Origin of the sequence: Burkholderia anthinoferrum (assembly GCF_002925705.1) — a bacterium.
Classification (GTDB): domain Bacteria; phylum Pseudomonadota; class Gammaproteobacteria; order Burkholderiales; family Burkholderiaceae; genus Burkholderia; species Burkholderia semiarida.
This window is the reverse complement of the sequence record NZ_LFZP01000047.1, coordinates 15,207-39,312: the sequence shown is the minus strand read 5'-3', so window position 1 is coordinate 39,312 and position 24,106 is coordinate 15,207. Positions and strand designations below refer to the sequence as shown.

The following is a 24,106-nucleotide window of genomic DNA, read 5'->3' as shown; positions in this document are numbered from 1 at the left end:
TCGTGCGTCGCCCGCGTCAGCCGCGGAACCGGTACTGCTCCAGCGATTCGGGCTTCATCTCGATCGAGAAACCGGGCGCGGTCGGCGGCATGTATGCCGCGTTGCGCACCACGCACGGCTCGACGAAATGCTCGTGCAGGTGATCGACGTACTCGGTCACGCGCCCTTCCTTCGTGCCGGAGATGCACACGTAATCGATCATCGACAGATGCTGCACGTATTCGCACAGCCCGACGCCGCCCGCATGCGGGCACACCGGCAGCCCGTATTTCGCGGCCATCAGCATCACCGCGAGAATCTCGTTCACGCCGCCGAGCCGGCACGCATCGATCTGCACGACGTCGATCGCGCCGCGCGCGATGAACTGCTTGAACAGCACGCGGTTCTGGCACATCTCGCCGGTCGCGACCTGCACCGGCGCGATCGCCTCGCGGATCTTGCGATGCCCTTCGACGTCGTCGGGGCTCGTCGGCTCCTCGATGAACCACGGCCGCGCGAACGCGAGCTCGCGCACCCAGTCGATCGCCGCGTCCACTTCCCACACCTGGTTCGCGTCGATCATCAGCTTGCGCTCGGGGCCGATCACCTCGCGCGCGATCGTCACGCGGCGAATGTCGTCCTCGAGGTTCGCGCCGACTTTCAGCTTCACGTAGTCGAAACCCTCGTCCACCGCCTCGCGGCACAGCCGGCGCAGCTTGTCGTCGCTGTAGCCGAGCCAGCCGGCCGACGTCGTGTAGCACGGGTAGCCGTCGCGCTCCAGCGCGGCGATCCGCGCGGCCTTGCCGGGCGCCTGCCGGCGCAGCAGGTCGAGCGCTTCGTCCGGGCGCAGGCAGTCGGTCAGGTAGCGGAAGTCGATCGCCCGCACCAGCTCCTCCGGGCTCATGTCGGCGACGAGCCGCCACAGCGGCTTGCCGGCGGCCTTCGCCCACAAATCCCATACCGCATTGACGACGGCGCCCGTCGCCAGATGGATCGCGCCCTTGTCGGGGCCGATCCAGCGCAACTGGCTGTCCGACGTGACGTGCCGCCAGAAGCGGCCCATGTCCTCGCGAATCCAGTCGAGGTCGAGGCCGACGACGAGGTGACGCATCGCATCGATCGCCGCGCAGCAGATTTCGTTGCCGCGGCCGATGGTGAACGTGAGCCCGTGACCTTCGAGCCCGCCGCGGTCGGTTTCGAGCACGACGTAGGCCGCCGAATAATCGGGGTCCGGATTCATCGCGTCGGACCCGTCGAGCTGGCGCGAGGTCGGAAAGCGCACGTCGAGGACGCGCATCGATCGAATGATAGGCATGACGAACCGTCCGTTGAAGGGAATCAGGCCTGCACGGTGCGCTGGCGTTGCTCGCCGAGCCCGTCGATGCCGAGCGTGATCACCTGTCCGGCGCGCAGGTAGACGGGCGGCTTCTGCCCGAGGCCGACGCCCGGCGGCGTGCCGGTCGAGATCACGTCGCCCGGCTGCAGGCTCATGAAGCGGCTCAGGTAGCTGATCAGGTACGGCACGCGGAACACCATCGTCGCGGTCGTGCCGTTCTGGTAGCGGTGGCCGTCCACCTCCAGCCACAATCGCAACGCGTGCGGATCGGGCACTTCGTCGGCCGTCACGAGCCACGGGCCGATGGGGCCGAACGTGTCGTTGCCCTTGCCCTTGTCCCACGTGCCGCCGCGCTCGAGCTGGTATTCGCGCTCCGACACGTCGTTGACGACGCAGTAGCCGGCGACGTGCGACAGCGCATCGGCTTCGTCGATATAGCGGCCGCCCTGGCCGATCACCACGCCGAGCTCGACTTCCCAGTCGGTTTTCTCCGAGCCGCGCGGGATCTCGACGTCGTCGTTCGGGCCCGAGATCGCGCTCGTCCACTTGCCGAACACGACGGGCTCCTTCGGCACCTCCATCCCCGATTCGGCCGCGTGATCCGAGTAGTTGAGCCCGATGCAGATGAACTTGCCGACGCGGCCGACGCACGCGCCGAGCCGCGGCGTGCCGTCGACGCGCGGCAGCGTCGACGGGTCGAGATCGCGCAGCCGCGCGAGCGACGCGGGGGTCAGCGCGTCGCCGGCGATATCGTCGATCACGCCGGACAGGTCGCGAATGTGGCCCTGCGCATCCAGCAGGCCCGGCTTTTCATGGTGTTTGTCGCCAAATCTCAGCAGTTTCATGTCGTTGTCTGAACGGAAAGTGAATGGGAAGGCGTGGTCGGCTAGACGCGGTCGGCTAGACGCGGTCGGCCAGACGCGGTCGGCCAGACGCGGTCAGTTCGACCAACCGCCGTCGATCAGGTGAATCGTGCCGGTGGTGAACGACGCTTCGTCGGACGCCAGATACAGCGCGAGCGCGGCCACTTCGTCCGCGGTGCCGATGCGGCCGATCGGCTGGCGCGCAACGAATGCCTGGCGTACCTCGTCGGCGGACACGTGGCGCGTGCGCGCCTGGTCGGCGATGCGCTGCTCGAGCGACGGAGATTCGATCGTGCCCGGGCAGATCGCGTTGCAGCGGATGCCGCGCTCGACGAAATCGGCGGCCACCGCCTTGGTCAGCCCGATCACGGCCGCCTTGGTGGTGCCGTACACGAAGCGGTTCGGCACGCCCTTCACGCTCGACGCGGCCGACGCCATGTTGACGATCGACGCGCCGCCGGCTTCGAGCATCGCGGGCAACAGCGCGCGGATCAGCCGGTACATCGACGTGACGTTCAGGTTCAGCGAGAACGCCCACGCGTCTTCGTCGCACTCGAGGATCGAGCCGTGGTGCACGTAGCCCGCGCAGTTGAACAGCACGTCGAACACGCGTTCGCTCGCGGCGAGCGCGGTGATGTCGCCCGCGTCGGTGACGTCGAGCCGCCGCGTGACCAGCCGGCCGCCCGCACGCTCGGCGTCGGCCTCGAGCCGCACCAGCGCGGCTTCGTTGACGTCCGTCGCCAGCACGTCGGCGCCCTCGCTCGCGAACCGCAGCGCGGTCGCGCGGCCAATGCCCTGCCCGGCCGCCGTCACCAGCGCGCGTTTGCCCTGCAATCTCATGAGCATGTCTCCGAAAAAGCCGGCCGCCAGTCGGCCGATTGGCACAAAGGACTAAAGGTCCAACCAATCATAGGAAGGGACGGCGTGTTTGTCACGAACTTGGGATTCAGTATTTACCCAGGGCTGCTCAATCCGTCGGGCGCAGGAATTCGGCGGGCGAGCGGCGTTGAAGCACCACCCCGCGGTCCGCTCAAACCCAATACCAGCGGGCCTTCCAGCCGCACACCGGGCAACGCCCGGCGCGGCGGACAACGTAAACTGACAAAAAAGTCATGTTCGCGTCAGGGTGTCAACGGGTGGCGCACGTCATCATGGTGCTGCCGGACCGCGCTTCCGGTACATCGCCCCCCTGCCCGCGCCGGATCCCTGCGGGCACCTCCGTCCCCCGGCGATGTATCCCGTGACTGGGCGAGCAGACACGGCGCGCGGCCCGATTTTCCGCCCCGGACTTTCCGTCCGGGGCTTTTTGTTCATGGTTTTTCACGAAAATAAGCGCGGATTGTTTCTAAATCGGCAAAAGGTAATTCGAGCCGGACAGGATGTTTTTTCCGGTCACAGACGCTTACATTTAGCGCACCACTCATGGAAACCGCTACGGATTCGCCATCGGGTAGTGACATCCACTGCCACGGCCGAAACCGCACGAGCTTTAGGAAACGGCAAAATGAAGGCCTCCAAATCCCTGCCTGCGCTCGATCCCGCCGACGTCCACGTCGAAATTCTGGAACGTTCCGATACGCTGCTCGTCGTGCGCTGGGTCGAACCCGGCCGCTGTCACTACGGCGAACAACGCTGGCGCCGCCGCTTCGCGCAGCGCACCGGTACCTGCGCGCTGTCGCGCCAGGTCATCCACCGCGGCGACGAAGTGTTCCGCCCGGCCGAGCGCCCGGCCCCCGCGAACGCCGCCGCCATGATCTCCGCCGCCGAGGTGCTCGCGCTGGCCGGCAGCAGGTAACGCCTGCCGGCCGTGCGCCGGGCTGGCGATGCCACGCCATATGCCAGCCCTAGAAGCGCCGGTCTAATTCTCCTGCTTGTCTGCGACGTCCGTCCGCACTATCGTTACATCAATCGATGTAACGATTACGTGTCGCGGCCGGCCGGCCGCGCCGATGGAGGCAGACATGCATGCATGGAGCGCGCGCCACGTGCCGGCGCAAGGCGGCAAGGTCGCGGTCGTGACGGGCGCCAACAGCGGCCTCGGCTGGCAGCTCGCGGAGACGCTGGCCGCGAAAGGCGCGACGGTCGTGATGGGCTGCCGCGACGCCGCACGCGGCGCGCAGGCGGCCGACGCGATCCGCCGGCTTCATCCTCATGCACGCGTCGAAGTCGATCCGCTCGACCTCGCCGATCTCGCGTCGATCGCGCGCTTCGCGGCCGACGTCGGCGAACGCCACGGCCGCGTCGACATCCTGTGCAACAACGCCGGCGTGATGTTCCTGCCGCTGCGGCACACGCGCGACGGCTTCGAGATGCAGTTCGGCACCAACCACCTCGGCCATTTCGCGCTGACCGGTCATTTGCTGCCGGCGCTGGGCGCCGCGCGCCGGCCGCGCGTCGTCACGATGTCGAGCGGCTTCAACCGCGGCGGCCGGATTCGCGTGGACGACCTGCGCGCCGCGCAGCGCTACAACCGTTATCTCGCTTACTGCGACAGCAAGCTCGCGAACCTCGTGTTCGCGATCGAGTTGCAGCGCCGCTTCGAACGCGCGGCGTTCGCCGGCATCAGCGTGGCCGCGCACCCCGGCTACGCGGCAACCAATCTGCAGTTCGCCGGCCCGTCAATGGACCGCTCGCCCGCTCGCGCCGCGCTGATGCGTGCCGCGAACCGTTATCTCGCCCAGCCGGCCGACCAGGGCGCGCTGCCGGCGATTCATGCGGCGACGTCGCCCGTTCTGGCCGGCGGCGCGTACATCGGTCCGTCCGGCTGGTTCGAATCGCGCGGGCTGCCGGCGCCGGCGAGCGTGCCGCGCGCGGCGCGCAATGCGGCCTCCGCGGCGTTGCTGTGGGAAGCATCGGAAGCCGCGACGGGTGTGCGCTTTCTCAGCGCCGACGCGCCCGCCGGACGCTCGCAGCGCCGGCCGTTCGACACGGCGGCCGAGGCACGCTGAACCGCGCACCGCCCGCCGCAACATTCTTCATACTTATTACGCCCACCGAAAAGAAAGCCCGTTGAAAGACTGATTCGACGCCGCACTGTTACCAGCCAGGAAACAATTTATCGTCAAAATCAGCGTTTACCCTGAACACGCCGGTGACTAAGATTTGATCAATCGCTCAAGACATGGTGTCGGGAGCGAACTCAATAAAACACCGGAGGTCACCATGAAATCGCTCGTTTCCGCAGTCGTTGCCGCTGCCGCCCTGTCCGCTTCGTTCGGCGCGTTTGCCCAAAGCACCGTGACGCGCGCTCAAGTGCGCAACGAACTCGTCCAGCTCGAACAAGCCGGCTACAAGCCGGGCGTGTCGAGCCCGTACTACCCGAACGACATCCAGAGCGCCGAAGCGCGCGTGCATGGCGCCGACACCAGCGGCTACGGCGCGCAACCGGCGCCGCTCGTCCACTCGGGCGCACCGGCTGCCGCTTCGTCGAACGCACGCGACTCGATCTTCTTCGGCCAGTAAGCCGAGGCGCCCCGGCGGGCGCCGCGCGTCGCGCGATGAAGTCACGCAGTCCTGACGAGCCCCGTTCGCGGGGCTCGTGTTCTTTGTGAAACGCATACCTCCGCCGCCCGGCAGCGGGTGGCTTCGCCCGGACGCCTCGCGTCCGGGTGCTTTTTCCCCGAAAAGGCGTGCGTGAATGCGCCGTGTGCGCGGGTCAGCGCACCGCGGCCGGCACCGACCGCGACAGCACCCGCCACCGCGACAGCAACTCGTCGCGATCGACGTAGCAGCCCTGCAAGTGCCGGCGGCCCGTCGACGGCTCGAACGCCGTGCGCGCATGCAGCACGCGCCGGTTGTCGAACGCCCACATGTCGCCCGCCCGCAGCCGGCGCTGCACGCGAAAGCGCGGTTCGCGCGCCAGCGCGAGGAACCGCCGGTACGCACGATAGACGGCCGCCACCGAGCCGGCCGGCGCATCGAGCGGCCCGCGCAGGAAGTTCGCGACACGCACTTCCGTCACGTTGCCGCGCGCATCGCGCCCGATCACCGGCGCCGAACAGCGGTAGTCGCTGTTCGCGCTCTTGTTCCAGAACTCGAACGGCGTCGACGCGAGCCGCTCGAAATCGTCCGGATGTTCGCGCCGCAGCGCATCCGCGAGCGCGAAGCCGTCGAGGAAGATGCTGTCGCCGCCCGTCGCATCGTTCGCAAGGCAATGCAGGAACTGCACGCCCGGCTGCAATTCGCGCGTGGGCAGGTCGGTGTGCGGCGGCAGATTCAGCGACGTATACGCATTGCTGTCCGGGCGCGGCTTCGATTCGACGTCGAACAGCACGCCGAAATTGCTTTCGCGGATCAGGCCGACGCGGCGCGCGATCTCGTCCACGCGGCCGCGCTCGGCCGGCACGCCCTCGACGAGCGTGAGCCCCGTGCGCTGCAATGCGCCGAGCCATGCGAACAACGCGCGGTCGTCCTCCATCACGTCGCGCCACGCGAACACACCGATCGCCGTTGCATCGTCGCCGGTCCATACGTGCCGCCCGTGCGCGGCTAGGCGCTCCGCGCGCGACGCGTCGTCGTACGCATGCGCACGCAACCATCCCGGCGACCACGCGCTGCGGTGCCCGTCGTTCCATTCCACATGCAGCGCGCCGTCGGTTTCGACGTGCACGGTGAGCGCGGACAGATCGTCGCGCGCATCGGCGATCTCGAACACCTGTTCGCGCGTGATCGCATGCACGCACGCCGAACACGCGCAGTTGTCGCGCAGCCAGTCGAAATGAAATGGCGATCGTCGCGCGTCGCTCCACTCGACGTGCACCGCGCCATCGCCGATCGTCGCCGCCGCGATGGCCGCGTCGGCCGAAAACGTCCGCCAGTCCTCGATACGGTGTTGCGCTGCTGCCTGCATCGTTGCCTCCCGGAAAACGCCCGCTACGCGTATGGTGCGAGCAAGAACCCGCCGACCGTCCGGTGCATCCGTGCGGCCTGCGGGCTCGTCCCGAGCGCGCGCCAGCAGCCGTGCACCAGCCCCTCTCCCATCCAGTAGTGCGCGACGCCGCCGGCCGCGCGAATCCGCTCGACGTACACGCGCGCATCGTCGCGCAGCGGATCATGCTCCGCGCCGATCGCCAGCACCGGCGGCAGCCCGTCGAAGCGAGTGGCTTCGAGCGGCACCGACGCACGCAGCAGCGGATCGCCGTCGCGCAGCACGTCGCGAAGGCTGCCGCTCCAGTACAGCTCACGATAGCGGTGCACGTCGTCGAGCGTCAGCATCGGCGCGTGCGCTTCGGCTTCGCGCGCGGGCGATTGCGGTTCGAAGCCGAGCATCGGATAGACGAGCGCGATGCCGTCCACGCCGCTTTCGCCCGCATCGCGCAGCGCGGTCGCGACCGCCGCCGCGAGCATCCCGCCCGCGCTGTCGCCCGCGAGCGTCAGCGGATGCGCGCAGCGCCCGAACGGCCAGCACGCATCGCGTGCGGCACGCGTGACGGCCAGGCAATCTTCAAGCGCGGCCGGCGCACGGTGTTCGGGCGCCAGCCGATAGTCGACCGCGATCACGTCGAGGCCGGTATCGGCCGCCAGTTGCGCGGTGATCAACGCATGGCTGTCGAGCGAGCCGACGACGAAACCGCCGCCATGAAAAAACAACACCGTGCCGCGCGGCGCGCCGTGCACGGACGTATAGCGCCGCAGCGCGATCGTGCGGCCGTCCGGCGCGTGCCACTCGGCGTTCTGCTGCACGATGCCGGCGGGCAGCGCGGCCGGCGTCCATTCGGCCGCGAAGCGGTCGTAGAGGCGGCGCTGCTCGCCGGGCGGGCGCGCCGCCGCATCGGCCGGATACCACGCGTCGACGGCCGCGACGAACGCCGCGATTTCCGGTTCGAGCATCGTGTGCGCTCCGCGGTGGAAGTGGAAGGTCGAAGATCGAACGGTGAAGCGCGCCGCTAGCGGCGCGGCGGCAGCGCGATCACGCGGCCGGCGTAAGCAGGCGCCGCGCGATCGCGCTGCAACGCATGCAGTTCCGCCACGCGCGCGGCCACGTCGTCGTCGAACGGCGCCGATTTCGCGCCGTCGCGCGTATCGACGTGCAGCAGCATCTGCTCGCTCGCCGATACCGCGTCGTCATGCCCTTGCGCGAACAGTTCGAGATACAGGTGCAGCCGCTTCGCGTCGTGCGCGAGCACGCGCGCATCGACACGCACCGGCGTGCCTTCCTTGATCTCGTGCAGGTAGTTCACGTGCGCTTCGAGCGTGTAGACCGAGCGGCCCCGCGCGCGACGCGCGGCGTCGTCGAGGCCGATGCGATCCAGCAACGCATCGGTCGCGAAGCTGAAGATCAGCAGGTAGAACGCATCGCGCAGGTGGCCGTTGTAGTCGACCCATTCGGGCCGCACCACGTCGCGGTAAATCGTCAGCGGGGTATCGCCCGTCATCGCCAGTCCTTTATTCCTCGAATCGCATCCCGTGCCGCGCCTTCACCGCGGCGATCGCCTTCAGCACCTCGGTGATGCACTCGTCGCGATAGCGTTCGAGTTCCTTGATGCTGCGCGCGCCCTGCTGTTCGGTCGTGCCTTCGACGACGCTGTCGATCAGCGCGTCGGTGAGCTTCGGCGCGACCAGCTTCGTCCATGGCAGTTCGAGCGCGGGGCCGAACTGCTGCATGAAGTGTCGCATGCCCGCGTCGCCGCCGGCGAGCGTATAGGTCAGGAACGTGCCCATGAACGACCAGCGGATACCCGCGCCGAAACGGATTGCGTCGTCGATCTCGCCGGTCGTCGCGACGCCTTCGTTGACGAGATGCAGCGCCTCGCGCCACAACGCTTCGAGCAAACGATCCGCGATGAAGCCCGGCACTTCCTTGCGCACGTGCAGCGGCCGCATGCCGAGCTTGCGGTAGATCTCCATCGCGGCTTCGACCGCTTCCGGCGACGTGCGCGCGCCGCCGAGCACCTCGACGAGCGGCAGCAGGTAGACCGGATTGAACGGGTGGCCGACCACGCAGCGCTCCGGATGCGTCGCACGCGCATAGAAGTCGGTCGGCAGCAGCCCCGACGTCGACGACGCGATGATCGCGTCCGGCTTCGCCGCGCGGCTGATCTGCTCGTGCAGTTCGAGCTTCAGCGCCTCGCGCTCGGGCGCGCTTTCCTGGATGAAATCCGCATCGGCGACGCACGCTTCGATCGTCGACACGAACCGCAGCCGCGCCGGATCGGCGCCCGGCGCGAGGCCGACGCGCTCCAGCGCGGGCCACGCGTTCGCGACGTTCGCGCGCAGCCGTGCTTCGGCGCCGGGCGCCGGGTCCCACACGACCACGTCGAGACCGTGCGCGAGCGCACGGCAAATCCATCCGCTGCCGATGACGCCGGTGCCGATCGCGGCGAACGTCTTGATGTCGGTCTTCACAGCCATGTCAACGCATCCTTCGAATCAGGGGAAATCGATGGCGGCCGCGCGTGGACGCACGCCGCCGTGTCATGCCGGTCAGTGGGTGAAAACGCTCACGCGAATTCGGCGATCGCGCGGCGTTCGAGCGGACGCTCGCCGCGCGCCGGCAAGCCGAGCTTGCGGCGGCCTTCGGCCGGCGTCAGCACGCGGCCGCCGAGCCGTTCGATGATTTCGCGCGCGCGCTCGACGAGCGTGCCGTTGGTCGCATGCACGCCGCGGTCGAGCCAGATGTTGTCTTCGAGTCCCACGCGTACGTGACCGCCGAGCAGCATCGCCTGCGCGACCATCGGCATCTGCATGCGGCCGATTCCGAAGCCGGCCCAGTGCGCGCCCGGCGGCAGGTTGTCGACCATCGCCTTCATCGTGCCGGTGTCGGCCGGCGCGCCCCACGGAATGCCGAGGCACAACTGGAACAGCGGCGGATCGTCGAGCAGCCCTTCCTTCAGCAACTGCTTCGCGAACCACAGATGGCCCGTATCGAAGATTTCCAGCTCAGGCTTCACGCCGAGCTCCTGGATGCGCTTCGCGCCGGCGCGCAACTGCGCGGGCGTCGACACGTAGATGTAATCGCCGTCGCCGAAATTCAGCGTGCCGCAGTCGAGCGTGCAGATCTCGGGCAACAGTTCCTCGACGTGCGCGAGACGCGTGAGGCCGCCGACGAGATCGGTGCCCTTGCCGAAGCGCATCGGGTCCTCGCCGGGGCCGATCTCGAGATCGCCGCCCATGCCAGCTGTCAGGTTGATGATCACGTCGACGTCGGCCGAGCGGATGCGGTCGACCACCTCGCGATACAGGTTCGGGTCGCGGCTGCCGCGCCCCGTTAGCGGATCGCGCACGTGGCAGTGGGCGACCGTCGCGCCGGCCTTCGCGGCTTCGATCGCGGCGGCCGCGATCTCCTTCGGCGTGACGGGAATGGCCGGATGCTTGCCGACCGTATCGCCCGCGCCGGTGACGGCGCAGGTGATGATGACTTCGTGATTCATGCTGGATGCCTCGCTTGATTCGGGTTGTGTCGCATTGCGGGTAGCGCGCGGGCGCCGGCCATCACAGGCCGAGATACGCCTTCACGGCTGGCAGGCCGTCCTTGCCGTCGAACGTCTTGACGCCCGCGAGCCACGGATCGAGCACCTGCGGGTTCTTCTTCAGGTACGCCTTCGCGGCCTCGGCCGGCTTGGTCTTGTTCATCACCGACTGCATCAGCTGGTTCTCGAGCTGCGTCGAGAAGCGCAGGTTCGTCACGAGCTTGCCCGCGTTCGGGCAGCGCGCGATGAAGTCGGGCGCGGTGAGCGTGTACACGCGCGCCTCGCCGTAGTTCGGCCCGAACGCCGCGTCGCCGCCCGACAGGTAATTCATGCTGAGCTGGATGTTCATCGGGTGCGGCTCCCAGCCGAGGAACACGACCCACTTCTTCTCGCGAATCGCGCGCTCGACCGTCACGAGCATCCCGGCCTCGCTCGATTCGACGAGCTTGAAGCCGCCGAGCCCGTACTGATTCGTGTCGATCATCTTCTGGATCGTCGCGTTCGCGCTGCTGCCCGGCTCGATCCCGTAGATCTTGCCGTCGAGTTCCGCGCGGTGTTTCGCGATGTCGTCGAAGGTCTTCAGGCCGGCCTGGTACACGTAGCTCGGCACCGCGAGCGTCGCCTTCGCGCCGGACAGGTTCGGCGGCTCGACGACGTTGATCGATTTGCTGTCGAGGAACGGTTGCAACTGCTTCTGCTGCACGGGCCACCAATAGCCGAGCGACACGTCGAGCTGCTTGCTCTTGAGGCCGGCGAACGAGATCGGCACCGATGCGATCGTCGTGGTCGGCTTGTAGCCGAGCGCCTCGAACACGGTCGACGCGAGCGCGGTGGTCGACGTGATGTCGGTCCAGCCGATATCCGCGAAACGCACGGTGCGGCAGGTCGCGGCCTCCGTCTCGGCCAGCGCGGCCTGCGTGAACGCGCCCGTCGCCAGCACGGCCGCGGCAAGCGCGGCGATCTTCGTCGACTTCATGGTTCGATTCCTCCCGGTTGGTCTCGCGGCAGCCGGTGCGCGAAGTGTGCGCCGGCCTGCATCGTGGGAGTAAAAGTAACGAGCCATATTCGCCGCGAGAAGACCGGCGGCGACCTGTTCTTGCCTGTTTGCGACTATGAGTGGAAACCACTAGGTTTCGTCCGAGGCTTGACGGACGGGGGTTTGGGGTTTTTATGGAGATCCGCCGGATTGCCCGGATGCGGCGCACACCTTTCGATTCCGTCACGGTGTTGCTGACGGATTTCCGACGCGTTGCCGGATGCCGTGGGCCGGCCCTATGCTGGCAGTCGCCGGGCGTTCGCGCGCGGCTCGCCCCGTTGCCGTGCCGCACCGGGCCCGGACGTCGCGCGTCGCCGGAACGAATGCAGACGGACACGGCCGCCCGTCGCGACGTCAGTCTTCGATCTTTCCGCCAAGGAACACCATGATGCTTGCCGCTTTCTTCGTCGTCGCCCTTGTCGCCCTCATCGCGCCCATGTACCGCGGCGTGATGCACGGCGCGGATGCGAAGCTTCGCGCGCGATTCGATGAGGAGGCCCCGCGCGGCGATGCGGCACGCCAGTTGATGCGCGACGCGGGATACAACGTCTGATCGGCATACCTGGCATCGCGCGGCATTCGGCGAGCACGATCCGCGTCGCCGGCGCGGCGTGCGTCATCGTCGGGGGGGCTGATCCGCGCGTGACGGCCGCGCTTGCGTTTCCGATGCGCCGGAAACGCACGCATTCGCCGCGACGCTCACGCGTAGTTCATCATCACCGACTTGCTTTCCGTGTACTGATCGATCACCGCGCGGCCGAGTTCGCGGCCGAAGCCCGACTGCTTCATCCCGCCGAACGGCAACGCGTTGTCGAGCAGCGAGTGGCAGTTGACCCACACGGTGCCGGCCGCAATACGCGGAATCAGCTTGTGGATCGCCGCAAGATCGTTCGACCAGATGCTCGCGCCGAGGCCATACGGGGTGTCGTTCGCGAGCCGTACGGCCGTGTCGGCGTCGTCGAACGGCATCGCGACGAGCACCGGCCCGAAAATCTCCTCGCGCACCACGCGCATCGCATGCGTCGTATCGACCAGCACCGTCGGTTCGACGAAGAAGCCGGGGCCGTCGATCGCGCGGCCGCCCGCCGCCGCGCGCGCACCGTCGCCGAACCCCGAGTCGATGTAACCGCATACGCGCTCGCGCTGCTTCGCCGACACGAGCGGGCCGACCTGCGTGGCCGGGTCCATCCCCGGGCCGATCTTCAGGCTCGCGGCGATCTTCGCGACGCGCTCGATCACGCCGTCGAACACCTTCGAGTGGATGTACGCGCGCGACCCGGCCGTGCACACCTGCCCCTGATTGAAGAAGATCGCGTTCGCGACGCCCCGCGCGGCCTTGTCGAGATCGACGTCGGGCAGCACGATCACCGGCGACTTGCCGCCGAGTTCCAGCGACATCCGCGTCATGTTGTCGAGCGCCGCGTGGCCGATCGTCTTGCCCGTCTGCGTCGATCCGGTGAACGCGATCTTGTCGATGCGCGGATCGCGCGACAGCGCCGCGCCGGCCGTGTGACCGTAGCCGGTGACGATATTGACGACGCCGTCCGGGACTCCGGCCGCCTGGATCAGCTCGCCCAGCCGCAATGCGCTCAGCGGCGTATCCTCGGCGGGCTTCAGCACGACGGTGCAGCCGGTCGCCAGCGCCGGCGCGATTTTCCATGCGGCCATCAGCAGCGGGAAATTCCACGGAATGATCGCGCCGACCACGCCGACGGGCTCCTTGCGCGTATAGGCGAAGATCTCGCTGTCCGGCAGGTACGGCATGCCGGCATCGATCACGCTGCCTTCGATCTTCGTCGCCCAGCCGGCCATGTAGCGGAAGCACTGCGCGGCCATCGCGACGTCGAGCCCCTGCGCGACCATCACCGGCTTGCCGTTGTCGAGCGATTCGATCTCGGCAAGCTCGCGCGCGTGGGTTTCGATCAGGTCGGCGAGCACGAGCATCAGGCGCTCGCGGTCGGTGGTCTTCGCGCTGCGCCACGGGCCCGCATCGAAGGCGCGGCGCGCGGCATCGACCGCCTGCTGCACGTCGCGCTCGTCGGCTTCGGGCACCCGTGCGATCACGGTGCCGTCGGCCGGGTTCACCACATCGAGTTCGCGACCCGACGCGGCATCGCACCATTCGGCACCGATCAGCATCTTCTTCGGCTTCGCGAGAAACGCGCGCGTTGCGTCGAGCAGCGCCAAGGTTTCGTTCGTCTTCATGTTCACGTTTCCTTGATTCGTTGAATGAGTCGGTCAATAGCGATCCGTGACGCCGTCGATCCCGCGCGCCTGCAACGCGCGGACGAGGCCGGCGCGCACGGTCGCGACGTCGGACAATGCGGGACGGCGGTGCGCGGCGACTTCGGCGGCCGTATACGGCTTGAAGTCGCGCGGCAGCGCTTCGCGGTTCATCGTCGTCAGCACCCAGTTGAGCACGTCGGCCAGCTCCCGATCCGACAGCGCCGAGTTCGACGCGCCGGGCACGCGCATCACGTACTCGCGCCCGGCCGGCAGGTGCGTGAAATAGCCGAGCGAATTCGCGAGCGGCGGCACCTTGCCGGGAATGCCGCCGCCCGTCGCCGTGTGGCAACCCATGCAGTTCAGCACCCAGTGCTGCCGCGCGAGCGCGGCATCGGCCGCGCCGTCGGCCCGTGCGGGCGTGGCGAACGCGCAAGCCGCCGCGCCCGCCAGCAGCAGCCGGGACGGCAGGCGATGCACCACGCCGCAGGACCGCGACGACGGCGCGCACCGCGTGCCCTGCATGGACGCGCGAACGCCGTTCACAGGCCGAGCCCCTTGATCACCGCCGCGCGCTGCGCATGCACGGCCGCGCCGTCCATCGGCTTCGCGCGCGCCGCGCGGATATCGGCGGCCGTGAACGGCTTCGCGTCGCCGTGCTGCGCGTTGAGGTCGAACACGACGTAGTTGAGCACGTGCGCGATGTCGTCGTCGCTCGCGCTCGCGAACGACGGCATCTTGAAGTTGTAGCGCTTGCCATGCACGTCGATCTCGCCAAACATCCCGTGCAGCAGCGTCGCGATCAGTTGCGCTCGCCCCGCTTCCGCCGCCGCGTATTTGCCCGGATACTCGGTCAGCGGCGGCGCGAGGCCGTCCTGCCCTTTCCCGCCCGCCTGGTGACACACCACGCACTGTGCGTCGAACAGGCTTTTCCCGGCCGGGTAATGGACGGTTGCCTGTGCGCCCGCCGCGGCGGGCCACGCGAAGGCCGCCGCGGCCGTCATGCACGCCACGACGATCTTTCCTGCCTGCGTCATTTTCATTGTTTTGCCGCTCCCAGCAGAACCGAAACCGAACAGTGGTAATTCGAATTACCGTTCGCCATGCACCAGTTGATGTCGTTGTTCAGCGACAGCTTGTACAGCGGCTTCTCGCGCTCGTTGCGGTTGCAGAAGCATTTGCCGCACGAGGTCTTGCCGCAGCAGTCGTTGTACGACACGATGTAGTCCGAACCGTCGTGCGGATTGCGGCAGGTGCCGATCCACGTGATCGGGGAAGGCGTCGTGCCCGGCGGACAACTGCTCGACGTGCCGCCGCAGCAGCTGCAGAGCCAGCCGTCGATCGCGCAGTATTTCCAGTAGTCGCAGCTCGTCGGGTCGTCGCTCGCGCCCGCCGCGGCGGCACCGGATGCGCCTGACGCCCCCGACACCGCCTCGGCCGCATACGCGGTACGGTCGACGGGCAGCAGCGGCAAAAGCGCCGACCCCACCAGCACCTTGCCGAGCTTCGCCATCGCGCCGCGCCGCGAGCTGTGCTGCGCGACGCCGCGCGCCGACCGCTCGAACCATGAATCAAACACGCCCATGTCGTCGTTCTCCAATGACGTTGAAAAAGGTTCGGCCGGTCATGCGTGCCGCGCGTGCGCGTCGTGGGCATCGTGGCCGCGATCGCCGTGCACGAACTGCTGCAACGACGCGACGCCGCGCTCCTTCGCCTCGAACAGGCTCTCGAGATGCTCGCGCGTGTTGACGAGCCCCTTCGCGCGCACGGTGCCCGTTTCGTCGAGCAGGACCGCATACGGCAGCTTGCCGATCTGATAAGCGAGGCCGAGCTCCCGCGACAGCACGTACGGGAAGCGCCCGAGGTCGTGCTTTCGCGCGAAGCGCGTGTGTTCGTCGGCATCGCCGTCGCTTGCGAGCACGATGTTCACCGGCGTCGCCTTGCTGGCCTGCAGCGACGGCAGCAGCGGCAGCAGCTTCTTGCAGACCGGGCACGTCGGCGACAGGAAGAACAGCAGCGTGGCCTTGCCCGCCGCATCGATGCCGCCGACCTTCACGTGCGACCCGCGGATGTCGGTCAGTTCGAACGTCGGCGCGATCGCGCCGACCGCCGGCCCCTTGTCGATCATCAGCGCGCCGGCCGGCATGATGCGTTCGTACAGGATGCCGATCTGGCGCACCAGCGCGAGGCAGATCGCGCCGAGCGCGAGGACGGCCACCCACAACAGGGCGGTGGAAACGGTGAGAGCGGTTTGCATCATGAATTCCTCAGATGAGAAAGGCGCGGGACGTTGGCGAGCAGCACGTCGACGGTGAGCAGCGCGCAGACGATCAGCAGCACGGAGAAGAACAGCGTCAGGTAGTCGAGCCACACGATGGCGCGCACGCCCGGCTCGACGAAGGCGGTCGCCGCCAGCGCGACGAGCAGCAGCACGCGGCCGACATGCAGCCAGCCGATGCCGCGCGGTGCGTCCGCACGCGCGGCCGTGAAGCCGGAACAGCCGCAGTCGATGTCGGTGCGGCCGCGCAGCAGATTGATCGCGAGCCCGGCGGCAAACGCCGCGAGCAGCGCGATCAGGCCGCTCGCGCCGGCCGCGCGTGTGTCGGGAAACAGCAGCGCCACGGCGGCGACCACTTCCGCGAGCGGAATCGCGAATGCGACGGGCCTGGTCAGCGCATCGGGCAGCAGCCGGTAGCCGGCAAGCGCCTGGCGGAACGCGGCGGGCCAGCGCATCTTCGCGAAGGCGCCGAGCAGCACGACGGCGACCGCGCCGGCCTGCGCGCTGGTGGCGAGTACGGGATCGAGTGTCATCGCGGCCTCACGGGTTGACGAGCAGCGACGACGTATTGCCGACCTGCTTCTCGACGTGCCGCAGCGCGCCGGTGCGCGCGTCCATCACGACGAGGTCGGAGGTCGCCGTCAGCCCGTAGAAGAGCGGCTTGTCGTCTTCGCTGACCTGAATCGACACGATCGGCTCGACCTTCATCTGCGCGAGATCCCAGCGCGCGACGCGCTGTTTCGTCTTCAGGTCGTATACCCACACCTGCGTGCCGGGATCCTTGTGCGAACCGTCGGCGCCCTTGTGCATCAGCACGTAGTAACGGTGCTGCTTCGCGTGCACGGCCGTCTGCTGCAGGCCGCCCGGGCGCCAGCCCTCGGCGCGCTCGGCGTCCGTCAGCAGCGGCCACGGCTTGCCGAACGCCGGCTTGTCGCCGCTGAAATCGGCGCTGCGCACGTTGCCGCCGTAGGTGGTGAACAGATAGCCGCCGTCGTACCGCGACGCGTTCACGAACGCCGGATCCCTGTCGACGTCGATAAACGCGTCCGACATCGTGCGCTTCGCCTCCTTGCCGTCCGCGTCGAGCGTGACGGTCAGCGCCTTGCCGCTTTCGCACAGCGCGGTGAAGCGGTCGTTACCCGACGGATAGGCGAGCACGCACGCGGCCATGTCGATCTCCGACAGCACCTGCTTCGAGACGGCATCGATCACCGTCACGGACGCGGCCGGCGTGATGTTCGCGACGTACAGCCGCTTGCCGTCCGCGCTGAACGCGGTGTTGTACGGCGACGGCACGTGTTGCGCGTGCTTTGCCGGAATCACGATCTCGCCCGCGTGATCGAGCGTCGTGTTGTCGATCATCTCGACGACGTCGGTGCGCGTGCCGTGCGAGCCGCGCGAGAAGTAAGTCGTCGCGACGAAGCTCGTCTTGCGGTCCGGCGAGATCGCGAAGCCGGGGGCGAAGCCGCCGTCGATCTGGCCGAGCAGCTTCTTCGCATCGGCGTCGTACACGTGGATGCGCCCGTCGGTCATCGACGGCATCGAGATGTCGACGACATAGACCTCGTGCGGATGCCACGGCGGCATCTTCCGCACGACCAGCTCTTCGGGTTTTTCCGTCGCGTTCGCGCTGCCGGCCCATGCCGCCGCCAACGCCAGCGTCGCCGCGAGCGCCGCGGTTCGTCGCCTTGTCCTCATGCCGCCTCCAGTGGGGAATTCACGTTGTGTGAGGCGACTGTAGTTCGACAATAAATGCGTCCAGCACCCGGACCGGCAACGCGTACGTGCCGATTCGGGATATCGGAAATGTGCGTGAAAGCCTCGCGGCGGCATGCGTTGCGCCCCTCTGAAGCACGCGCACGGAATAGCGCTGGCCCGTATTGCGTCGACCGCCCGGTCGGTTTAATCTTGCGCGGTCCGAACGATCGCCGGAGGTGCCGTGCTCGCGTTTCATCAGAGGTTCGACGACGCAGACCGGCATGCGGAGGCGCTGCGCGGCTGGAATCAGCGTTACGACCAGATCGGCTCCGGCGCGTATCGCAGCGCGGTCAAATACGCGGTGCTCGATGGCGTCCAGCTCTTCCAGGAAGCGGCGAACGTGCGCATCATCCAGCGCGGATGTTTGCCGCACGGCCATACGGTGTTCGGCATGCCTCTGACCGGCTCGGGCACCTTCGCGTTCGGCGACGCGCGCCTCGAACGCGGCACGATCGTGATGGCGCGCGGCGGCATACCGTTCGAACTTCATTCACCCGACGACATGTCGCTGATCGGCGTGGTCATCGAACCCGAATTGATGCAGCAGATCGAAGATGCCGCCGACGTCCGGCTGGATGCACGCGCGCTGCGGCGCGGCGTCGTCGAGGTGCCGGTCGCCGCACGCGAACGCGCGAGCGTGCAGCTCGCGACGCTGCTCGAACGTGTGCTGTCGGCGCCCGACACGTTCGATTCGGCCCGCGCGCAGTGCGCGATGCGCGCCGACGTCGGCAACGTGCTCGTCGATCTCCTCACGTACCGGATGCCCGAGCCGTCGAACCGGCTCACGCACGCCTGCCACGCCGACATCGTGCGCCGCGTGCACGACTACGTGATCGAGCACCCGGAAGCGCCGGTCGACATCCTGAGCCTCTGCACGCAATTGCGCGTGAGCCGGCGCACGATGCAGAACAGCTTTCAGTCGGTCGTCCAGACGAGCCCGCTCAACTACACGCGCTCGCTGCGCCTCGCGCAGGTCCGGCGCCTGCTGCTCGACACGCGGCAATCCGACCTGCCGATCAGCGAGGCGGCCGCGCGCTGGGGCTTCATGCATCTCGGGCATTTCGCGAACGCGTACAAGGCCCAGTTCGGCGAATTGCCGTCGACGACCGTGCGCCGGACGGCACATCGTGCGAAAACGCGCTGAGCGCCGGCAAAACCCGCGATAATCGGGCTTGAACGTCCGGCGAGCGCGCCGGGCGCGGCCCGCTCGCCGCGTCGCGCGGTGCGCGACGACCACCCCGCTTCCACCCACGCTCCGATGCCTGAGGATTTCCACTTCCTGCTGCTGCCCGGCTTCTCCGCGCTCGGCTTCATGTCCGCGGTCGAGCCGCTGCGCGTCGCGAACCGCTTTCGCACCGAGCTCTATCGCTGGCACGTGATCAGCGCGGACGGCGCGCCGGTCGCCGCGAGCAACGGCATTCCGGTCGCCGCCGAAGCCGCGTGCGCGGACGTCCCGCGGGTCGATACGGTGTTCGTCGTCGCGGGCTTCGATCCGCTCGTGTGCTACACGCGTACGCTCGGCGACTGGCTGCGCCGCCAGCACCGGCATGGCGCCACGCTCGGCGGCATCGATACGGGCAGCTTCGTGCTCGCGGAAGCCGGGCTGTTCGACGCGTCGCAATCGCTCACGCTGCACTGGGAAGCGCTCGCCGCGTTCCGCGAGCGCTACCCGGGCCTGAACGCGACGCAGGAGCTGTTCGAGATCGACGACCGGCGCATCACTTGCGCGGGCGGCACCGCGTCGATCGACATGATGCTCGACCTGATCGGCCGCCGGCACGGCGCCGACCTCGCGGCGGCGATATCCGAGCAGTTCGTCGTCAGCCGCATCCGGCAGCGCTCGGACAGCCAGCGGCTCGAGATCGCCGCGCGCTACGGCGTGCACAACCGCAAGCTGATCCAGGTGATCGGCACGATGCAGCGACACATGGAGAACCCGCTCGGCTCCGACGCGCTCGCGCGGGAGGTGTCGATCACGCGGCGTCAGCTCGAACGGCTGTTCAGCGCGACGCTGAACGACACGCCGACGCGCTTCTACTTGAACCTGCGCCTCGATCGCGCGCGCGAGCTGCTGCAACAGACCGACATGAGCATCACGTCGGTCTGCGTCGCGTGCGGCTTCGAATCGCCGTCGCATTTCTCGCGCACCTATCGCGCGCGATTCGGGATGAGCCCGCGCAGCGACCGGCGGGCAACGCGCTGATCGTCGCGGCTTTTGACTACAATCCGGCGCGGTATTGCGGGTTCCGACAGCGTTTCCCGCCGTTCGCTCAACAATGCCGGCGATTGAACGGCCAACCGAAGCGGTCGTCGAAAATAATCTGGAATGTCGTTGAAAATATTCTGTAACATACCAAACAAAGTTAGATAGGGAGCCTAACGACACGCTTGCGTCATCTCCACGCGCGTCGGGTCGTGCAGGCTGCCAACCGATATCCGATATCGATCCGAGGGGTATGACATGACGATGCTCGATTCGCCGTCGCCGCACCTGCCTGCCGTTCGCTTCTCCTCCGCTTCGCCTGCCCGCTTATTTTCGACCTGACAGTTAGGTTTCCTTAGTCAGTCGAGACTCCCAGCACCGCTTCGCCGCACCGGTTCCATCGAACCGGCGCGCGGGCCGTGTCGTGCCTGCTCGCCACGAGCGCGCGGGCGTGTCCAACCGTTGAGATGAGGATCACGTATGCAGACATCACGCAAAGCATTGCCGCTCGCCCTGGGTCTCGCGCTCGGTTTCGGCATCGTCGGCGGCACCCTGGCCGATACGAAAGTGTCGAATCCGCAGGCCGCGAGCCTGCGCGAAAGCCTGACGCGCGGCGTCGCGCCGCCGCCCGCGAAGGCCGATACGGCCACCGGGCAATTCCGCGCGGACGGCGTCGCCGTCACGCTGTACAACCCGGCCTATCGCGCCAGGAAGGCCGCCGCGACGCCCGCCGCCACCGCGCGCGACTTCATCGCGTCGCAGGCGGCGCAACTCGGGCTCGACGCCACCGCGCTCGCGAGCCTCGTCGTCACGTCGGAACGCGACGACGCCGACTTCACCGTCGTGCGCCTGCAGCAGCAGGCCGCCGGATTGCCCGTGTACGGCAGCGACATCGCGGTGACCGTCGCGAAGGACGGCCGCATCCTGTACGTCGCGAGCAACACGATCAACGGCGTGGTCGCGACGACGCGCAAGTCGCAGGCCGTCGACCAGCAGCAGGCGCTCGAGCGCGCCCGCGCGTATCTCGGCGTGAGTGGCTTCACGCATCTGGATGCGCAGCTCGTCGCGTTCGTCGACAAGGCCGGCACGCATACGGCATGGAAGGTGCGCGGCCGCCCGCAGGACGGCCCGAAGGGCGACTGGGAGCTGCTGATCGACGCGGGCAGCGGCGAAGTGCTGCGCGCCGAGGACAAGGCGTTCTACGCGACCGACGGCACCGGCTTCGTGTTCCGCCCCGATCCGCTGTCGCCGACGAAGAGCAGCTACGGCAGCACGGGCTACAAGGACGGCAACGACGCCGATTCGACGCAGCTCACGGCCGCGCGCGTGCGCGTGACGCTGAAGGATGTCGCGCAGTCGGGCACGCGCTACACGCTGACGGGCCCCTACGCGGCATGCGTCGATTTCGACGCGCCGCTCGACAAGGCCTGCCCGTCGCAGTCCACGCCCGCGTTCGAATTCACGCGCGGCAACCTGTATTTCGAGGCGGTGAACGTGTACTACCACATCGACACGTTCCTGCGTTACGTGAACCAGACGCTCGGCATCAAGGCGCTGCCGTACCAATACACGGGCGGCGTGCAGTACGACCCGCACGGCGAATCGGGCGACGACAACTCGTCGTACTCGTCGAGCAGCGGCCGACTGACCTTCGGGCAGGGCGGCGTCGACGACGCGGAAGACGCGGACGTCGTGATCCACGAGCTCGGCCACGGCATCCACGACTGGGTCACCAACGGCGGCCTGTCGCAACAGGAAGGCTTGTCCGAAGGCACCGGCGACTATCTCGCCGCCGCGTACAGCCGCGACTTCAACCAGTGGAGCCCGTCGGACGCGCAGTATCACTGGGTCTACAACTGGGACGGCCACAACGAGTTCTGGGCCGGCCGCGTGACCAACTGGAACGTCGGGCGCACCTATGCGCAGGCGCGCGGCGCGGAGATCCACACGGCCGGCCAGTACTGGGCGTCGTGCAACCTCGTCGCGCGCGACGCGATCGGCGCGCAGGCGATGGACAAGGCGTTCCTGAAGGGGCTGTCGATGACCAACAGCTCGACCAACCAGAAGGCCGCCGCGCAGGCCGTGCTGACCGCCGCATCCGCGCTCGGCTACAGCAACGCGCAGCTCACCGCGATCGGGAACGCGTACAACAAGAGCTGCACGTACGGCGTGACCGTCCCGCAGAAGTCGTAATCCCGCAGCAGGCGGGAGCGCATCGCACGACCTGCGGCGCGCTCCCTTCATCGACATCGCCATCCTCACGAGATCGAACATGCCTACTCTGACACCGACCCGCCTCAGCGCCGCGCTGGGCGGCATGCTGCTGACCGCCGTCGCGCACGCGACACCCGTCTGGATCACGCTCGGCGACACCGCGTTCCGCCAGCTTCAACGCGTCGATGCGTCCGCAACCGCGCAATACAGCGCGAGCGTCGACGCCGGCAAGGCAGCCGACGGCGCCGCGCGCCGCGAAACCGTTCACGTCGTCGAGATCGACGATGCCCGGCTCGGCGAGCTGACCCACGCCGTCCACCACACGCGCGGCCACGGGCCCGGCTACGTCGTCCACGATTCGTTCGACGACGCGCGGCAGGCGCTGCAGCCGCTGCCGGCGACGCTCGCGAAACAGGCCGCCGCCCCCGCTTACACTGTGTCGAACGTGCCGCAGATCGGCACGTGGATCCAGCAACTGCAGGCGAGCAACATCGTCGGCACGATCACGTCGCTGTCCGGCTTCACGAACCGCTACTACACGACGTCGCACGGCGTCGCGGCGTCCGACTGGCTCGCGCTGCAGTGGAAGCAGCTGGCCGGCTCGCGCGCCGACATCACCGTCGAACAGTTCGCGCATACCGGTTTTCCGCAGAAATCCGTGATCCTGACGATCCGCGGCAGCGATCCGGCCGCGGGCACCGTCGTGCTCGGCGGCCATCTCGATTCGACCGTCGGCCGCACGACGGAGAACACGCGCTCGCCCGGCGCCGACGACGATGCGTCGGGCATCGCCAGCCTGACCGAGGCGCTACGCGTGCTGCTCGCGAACAACTACCGGCCGAAACGGACGATCAAGTTCGTCGGGTACGCGGCCGAGGAAGCCGGCCTGCTCGGCTCGAAGGCGATCGCGAAGCAGTTCCGCACGCAGAATGCGAACGTGGTCGGCGTGCTGCAGCTCGACATGACGAACTACAAGGGCGATCCGAAGGATATCTACCTGATCACCGACTACACGAACGCGGCGCAGAACACCTACGTGAAGAACCTGGCGGCGACCTACCTGCCCGAGCTCGCGATCGGCACGTCGCAATGCGGCTATGCGTGCTCGGATCACGCGTCGTGGAATGCGCAGGGGTATCCGGCATCGTTCCCGTTCGAGGCCGACCAGAACGACAGCCCGTACATTCACACGGTGAACGACACGCTGGAAAACTCGGATCGACAGGCGAACCATGCGCTGAAATTCGGCAAGCTGGCGCTGGCCTATGCGGTCGATCTCGGCGGCATGGCGGGCGCGACGATCAAGCGCTGAGCATTCGTCGTCGAGCGGCTTTCTCGTTCGGCAACGAAACGGGCGTTCACCCGCGCGGGTGCGCCCGTTCGCATGCCTTTGCTCCGTCCGGCTAGAATCGTCGTTCGACCACTCGCTACACGCTCGCCCACCATGACCGAATCCACCCGCTCCATCGACGACCTGTCGCCCGATCGCGTCACGACCGCGTTCGACCTGCCCGGCCATACGACCGTCCGCTCGCTCGGCGTCGCGCAGGGTATCGTCGTGCGCTCGCGCTCGATCGTCGGCTCGTTCGGCGCGTCGCTGCAGACGATCTTCGGCGGCAACATCACGCTCTATACGTCGCTGTGCGAGAAGGCGCGCGAACAGGCGTTCGACAAGATGCTCGCCGATGCGCGCAAGCTCGGTGCGAATGCGATCGTCGCGATGCGCTACGACTCGACCGAGATCGGCGCGGGCGTCACGGAAGTCATCTGCTACGGCACGGCCGTGCGCGTGACGCAGGACGCGTGAC

General features: G+C 67.9%; 25 protein-coding genes. 9 read left to right on the top strand and 16 right to left on the bottom strand.

The annotated features are described in order from the left end of the window. Nucleotides 1-16: 16 nt before the first annotated feature. The 3 genes from C5F75_RS18535 to C5F75_RS18525 form a co-directional block, all read right to left on the bottom strand. A complete protein-coding gene (locus C5F75_RS18535; protein ID WP_089465730.1) occupies nt 17-1,294 on the bottom strand; it encodes an L-fuconate dehydratase in 1,278 nt (425 codons plus the stop codon). Nucleotides 1,295-1,317: 23 nt separating this feature from the next. Further along, nucleotides 1,318-2,160, bottom strand: a complete 843-nt coding sequence (locus C5F75_RS18530) for an ureidoglycolate lyase (protein ID WP_060968457.1) — start codon at nt 2,158-2,160, stop codon at nt 1,318-1,320. 93 nt (nt 2,161-2,253) lie between these two features. After that, entirely contained in the window at nt 2,254-3,018 is a 765-nt protein-coding gene (locus C5F75_RS18525) for an SDR family oxidoreductase (protein ID WP_089465806.1), read from the bottom strand. Nucleotides 3,019-3,682: 664 nt separating this feature from the next. Between C5F75_RS18525 and C5F75_RS18520 the strand changes: the two genes are divergently transcribed. From C5F75_RS18520 to C5F75_RS18510, 3 genes are all read left to right on the top strand, one after another. Continuing rightward, entirely contained in the window at nt 3,683-3,973 is a 291-nt protein-coding gene (locus tag C5F75_RS18520) for a DUF3331 domain-containing protein (protein ID WP_006484717.1), read from the top strand. Between the two features lie 166 nt (nt 3,974-4,139). Next, nucleotides 4,140-5,126 carry an oxidoreductase gene (locus C5F75_RS18515; RefSeq protein WP_104012566.1) on the top strand — a complete coding sequence of 329 codons (987 nt, stop codon included), beginning with the start codon at nt 4,140-4,142 and terminating at the stop codon, nt 5,124-5,126. Between the two features lie 214 nt (nt 5,127-5,340). Next, nucleotides 5,341-5,640 carry a DUF4148 domain-containing protein gene (locus C5F75_RS18510; protein WP_050012329.1) on the top strand — a complete coding sequence of 100 codons (300 nt, stop codon included), beginning with the start codon at nt 5,341-5,343 and terminating at the stop codon, nt 5,638-5,640. Between the two features lie 193 nt (nt 5,641-5,833). Here C5F75_RS18510 and C5F75_RS18505 read toward each other — a convergent pair whose 3' ends face one another. The 6 genes from C5F75_RS18505 to C5F75_RS18480 all read right to left on the bottom strand — a co-directional run bounded on the left by C5F75_RS18505 (nt 5,834) and on the right by C5F75_RS18480 (nt 11,562). After that, entirely contained in the window at nt 5,834-7,027 is a 1,194-nt protein-coding gene (locus C5F75_RS18505) for a TauD/TfdA family dioxygenase (protein ID WP_104012559.1), read from the bottom strand. 23 nt (nt 7,028-7,050) lie between these two features. Further along, nucleotides 7,051-8,007 (bottom strand): alpha/beta hydrolase, encoded by a 957-nt coding sequence (locus tag C5F75_RS18500; protein ID WP_104012558.1) that lies wholly within the window; start codon nt 8,005-8,007, stop codon nt 7,051-7,053. Nucleotides 8,008-8,063: 56 nt separating this feature from the next. Next, nucleotides 8,064-8,552 carry a thioesterase family protein gene (locus tag C5F75_RS18495; RefSeq protein WP_104012557.1) on the bottom strand — a complete coding sequence of 163 codons (489 nt, stop codon included), beginning with the start codon at nt 8,550-8,552 and terminating at the stop codon, nt 8,064-8,066. Nucleotides 8,553-8,562: 10 nt separating this feature from the next. After that, on the bottom strand, nt 8,563-9,528 hold the full coding sequence (locus tag C5F75_RS18490) for an L-carnitine dehydrogenase (protein ID WP_059643173.1): 966 nt from the start codon (nt 9,526-9,528) through the stop codon (nt 8,563-8,565). A gap of 89 nt (nt 9,529-9,617) precedes the next feature. Beyond that, nucleotides 9,618-10,547: a BKACE family enzyme gene (locus C5F75_RS18485; RefSeq protein WP_059584402.1), complete on the bottom strand. Its 930-nt coding sequence runs from the start codon at nt 10,545-10,547 to the stop codon at nt 9,618-9,620. A gap of 61 nt (nt 10,548-10,608) precedes the next feature. Beyond that, nucleotides 10,609-11,562: a choline ABC transporter substrate-binding protein gene (locus tag C5F75_RS18480; RefSeq protein WP_060968452.1), complete on the bottom strand. Its 954-nt coding sequence runs from the start codon at nt 11,560-11,562 to the stop codon at nt 10,609-10,611. Nucleotides 11,563-12,007: 445 nt separating this feature from the next. Between C5F75_RS18480 and C5F75_RS36805 the strand changes: the two genes are divergently transcribed. After that, nucleotides 12,008-12,175, top strand: coding sequence for a hypothetical protein (locus tag C5F75_RS36805; protein ID WP_155634553.1), 168 nt, complete (start codon nt 12,008-12,010; stop codon nt 12,173-12,175). A 146-nt stretch (nt 12,176-12,321) separates the two neighbouring features. Here C5F75_RS36805 and C5F75_RS18475 read toward each other — a convergent pair whose 3' ends face one another. From C5F75_RS18475 to C5F75_RS18445, 7 genes are read right to left on the bottom strand one after another with little or no spacing between them, the layout of a single operon-like run. Beyond that, a complete protein-coding gene (locus tag C5F75_RS18475) occupies nt 12,322-13,827 on the bottom strand; it encodes an aldehyde dehydrogenase family protein (RefSeq protein WP_104012556.1) in 1,506 nt (501 codons plus the stop codon). 33 nt (nt 13,828-13,860) lie between these two features. Further along, nucleotides 13,861-14,370, bottom strand: a complete 510-nt coding sequence (locus C5F75_RS18470) for a c-type cytochrome (RefSeq protein ID WP_258048568.1) — start codon at nt 14,368-14,370, stop codon at nt 13,861-13,863. A gap of 17 nt (nt 14,371-14,387) precedes the next feature. After that, nucleotides 14,388-14,888: a c-type cytochrome gene (locus C5F75_RS18465; RefSeq protein ID WP_104012554.1), complete on the bottom strand. Its 501-nt coding sequence runs from the start codon at nt 14,886-14,888 to the stop codon at nt 14,388-14,390. Then, nucleotides 14,885-15,430, bottom strand: a complete 546-nt coding sequence (locus C5F75_RS18460) for a methylamine dehydrogenase light chain (protein ID WP_059643247.1) — start codon at nt 15,428-15,430, stop codon at nt 14,885-14,887. The genes C5F75_RS18465 and C5F75_RS18460 overlap by 4 nt, the downstream gene beginning before the upstream one ends. A 39-nt stretch (nt 15,431-15,469) precedes the next feature. After that, nucleotides 15,470-16,105 (bottom strand): methylamine dehydrogenase accessory protein MauD, encoded by a 636-nt coding sequence (gene mauD, locus C5F75_RS18455; protein WP_104012553.1) that lies wholly within the window; start codon nt 16,103-16,105, stop codon nt 15,470-15,472. After that, nucleotides 16,102-16,656, bottom strand: a complete 555-nt coding sequence (locus tag C5F75_RS18450) for a MauE/DoxX family redox-associated membrane protein (RefSeq protein ID WP_104012552.1) — start codon at nt 16,654-16,656, stop codon at nt 16,102-16,104. Before C5F75_RS18450 ends, mauD begins: the two co-directional genes overlap by 4 nt. Before the next feature lie 7 nt (nt 16,657-16,663). Next, nucleotides 16,664-17,821 (bottom strand): amine dehydrogenase large subunit, encoded by a 1,158-nt coding sequence (locus tag C5F75_RS18445; protein WP_104012551.1) that lies wholly within the window; start codon nt 17,819-17,821, stop codon nt 16,664-16,666. 241 nt (nt 17,822-18,062) lie between these two features. Between C5F75_RS18445 and C5F75_RS18440 the strand changes: the two genes are divergently transcribed. From C5F75_RS18440 to C5F75_RS18420, 5 genes are all read left to right on the top strand, one after another. After that, nucleotides 18,063-19,025, top strand: coding sequence for a helix-turn-helix domain-containing protein (locus C5F75_RS18440; protein WP_060968446.1), 963 nt, complete (start codon nt 18,063-18,065; stop codon nt 19,023-19,025). Between the two features lie 114 nt (nt 19,026-19,139). Further along, the gene (locus tag C5F75_RS18435) at nt 19,140-20,084 is read left to right on the top strand and encodes a GlxA family transcriptional regulator (RefSeq protein WP_104012550.1); all 945 of its coding nucleotides are present in this window, start codon (nt 19,140-19,142) and stop codon (nt 20,082-20,084) included. A gap of 480 nt (nt 20,085-20,564) precedes the next feature. Then, nucleotides 20,565-22,277: a M36 family metallopeptidase gene (locus C5F75_RS18430; protein ID WP_104012549.1), complete on the top strand. Its 1,713-nt coding sequence runs from the start codon at nt 20,565-20,567 to the stop codon at nt 22,275-22,277. 79 nt (nt 22,278-22,356) lie between these two features. Next, entirely contained in the window at nt 22,357-23,610 is a 1,254-nt protein-coding gene (locus tag C5F75_RS18425; protein WP_104012548.1) for a M20/M25/M40 family metallo-hydrolase, read from the top strand. Between the two features lie 132 nt (nt 23,611-23,742). Continuing rightward, the gene (locus C5F75_RS18420; RefSeq protein ID WP_104012547.1) at nt 23,743-24,105 is read left to right on the top strand and encodes a YbjQ family protein; all 363 of its coding nucleotides are present in this window, start codon (nt 23,743-23,745) and stop codon (nt 24,103-24,105) included. The last annotated feature ends 1 nt before the right edge of the window (nt 24,106 follow it).

What these genes read in the sequence shown, in the direction of transcription:
- C5F75_RS18535 (WP_089465730.1), bottom strand. Translation starts at nt 1,294, where the DNA reads ATGCCTATCATTCGATCGATGCGCGTCCTCGACGTGCGCTTTCCGACC.
- C5F75_RS18520 (WP_006484717.1), top strand. Translation starts at nt 3,683, where the DNA reads ATGAAGGCCTCCAAATCCCTGCCTGCGCTCGATCCCGCCGACGTCCAC.
- C5F75_RS18500 (WP_104012558.1), bottom strand. Translation starts at nt 8,007, where the DNA reads ATGCTCGAACCGGAAATCGCGGCGTTCGTCGCGGCCGTCGACGCGTGG.
- C5F75_RS18425 (WP_104012548.1), top strand. Translation starts at nt 22,357, where the DNA reads ATGCCTACTCTGACACCGACCCGCCTCAGCGCCGCGCTGGGCGGCATG.
- C5F75_RS18445 (WP_104012551.1), bottom strand. Translation starts at nt 17,821, where the DNA reads ATGAGGACAAGGCGACGAACCGCGGCGCTCGCGGCGACGCTGGCGTTG.
- C5F75_RS18530 (WP_060968457.1), bottom strand. Translation starts at nt 2,160, where the DNA reads ATGAAACTGCTGAGATTTGGCGACAAACACCATGAAAAGCCGGGCCTG.
- C5F75_RS18460 (WP_059643247.1), bottom strand. Translation starts at nt 15,430, where the DNA reads ATGGGCGTGTTTGATTCATGGTTCGAGCGGTCGGCGCGCGGCGTCGCG.
- mauD (WP_104012553.1), bottom strand. Translation starts at nt 16,105, where the DNA reads ATGATGCAAACCGCTCTCACCGTTTCCACCGCCCTGTTGTGGGTGGCC.
- C5F75_RS18420 (WP_104012547.1), top strand. Translation starts at nt 23,743, where the DNA reads ATGACCGAATCCACCCGCTCCATCGACGACCTGTCGCCCGATCGCGTC.
- C5F75_RS18465 (WP_104012554.1), bottom strand. Translation starts at nt 14,888, where the DNA reads ATGAAAATGACGCAGGCAGGAAAGATCGTCGTGGCGTGCATGACGGCC.
- C5F75_RS18505 (WP_104012559.1), bottom strand. Translation starts at nt 7,027, where the DNA reads ATGCAGGCAGCAGCGCAACACCGTATCGAGGACTGGCGGACGTTTTCG.
- C5F75_RS18475 (WP_104012556.1), bottom strand. Translation starts at nt 13,827, where the DNA reads ATGAAGACGAACGAAACCTTGGCGCTGCTCGACGCAACGCGCGCGTTT.
- C5F75_RS18490 (WP_059643173.1), bottom strand. Translation starts at nt 9,528, where the DNA reads ATGGCTGTGAAGACCGACATCAAGACGTTCGCCGCGATCGGCACCGGC.
- C5F75_RS18450 (WP_104012552.1), bottom strand. Translation starts at nt 16,656, where the DNA reads ATGACACTCGATCCCGTACTCGCCACCAGCGCGCAGGCCGGCGCGGTC.
- C5F75_RS18480 (WP_060968452.1), bottom strand. Translation starts at nt 11,562, where the DNA reads ATGAAGTCGACGAAGATCGCCGCGCTTGCCGCGGCCGTGCTGGCGACG.
- C5F75_RS18515 (WP_104012566.1), top strand. Translation starts at nt 4,140, where the DNA reads ATGCATGCATGGAGCGCGCGCCACGTGCCGGCGCAAGGCGGCAAGGTC.
- C5F75_RS18470 (WP_258048568.1), bottom strand. Translation starts at nt 14,370, where the DNA reads ATGCAGGGCACGCGGTGCGCGCCGTCGTCGCGGTCCTGCGGCGTGGTG.
- C5F75_RS18510 (WP_050012329.1), top strand. Translation starts at nt 5,341, where the DNA reads ATGAAATCGCTCGTTTCCGCAGTCGTTGCCGCTGCCGCCCTGTCCGCT.
- C5F75_RS18525 (WP_089465806.1), bottom strand. Translation starts at nt 3,018, where the DNA reads ATGAGATTGCAGGGCAAACGCGCGCTGGTGACGGCGGCCGGGCAGGGC.
- C5F75_RS18430 (WP_104012549.1), top strand. Translation starts at nt 20,565, where the DNA reads ATGCAGACATCACGCAAAGCATTGCCGCTCGCCCTGGGTCTCGCGCTC.
- C5F75_RS18485 (WP_059584402.1), bottom strand. Translation starts at nt 10,547, where the DNA reads ATGAATCACGAAGTCATCATCACCTGCGCCGTCACCGGCGCGGGCGAT.
- C5F75_RS36805 (WP_155634553.1), top strand. Translation starts at nt 12,008, where the DNA reads ATGATGCTTGCCGCTTTCTTCGTCGTCGCCCTTGTCGCCCTCATCGCG.
- C5F75_RS18435 (WP_104012550.1), top strand. Translation starts at nt 19,140, where the DNA reads ATGCCTGAGGATTTCCACTTCCTGCTGCTGCCCGGCTTCTCCGCGCTC.
- C5F75_RS18495 (WP_104012557.1), bottom strand. Translation starts at nt 8,552, where the DNA reads ATGACGGGCGATACCCCGCTGACGATTTACCGCGACGTGGTGCGGCCC.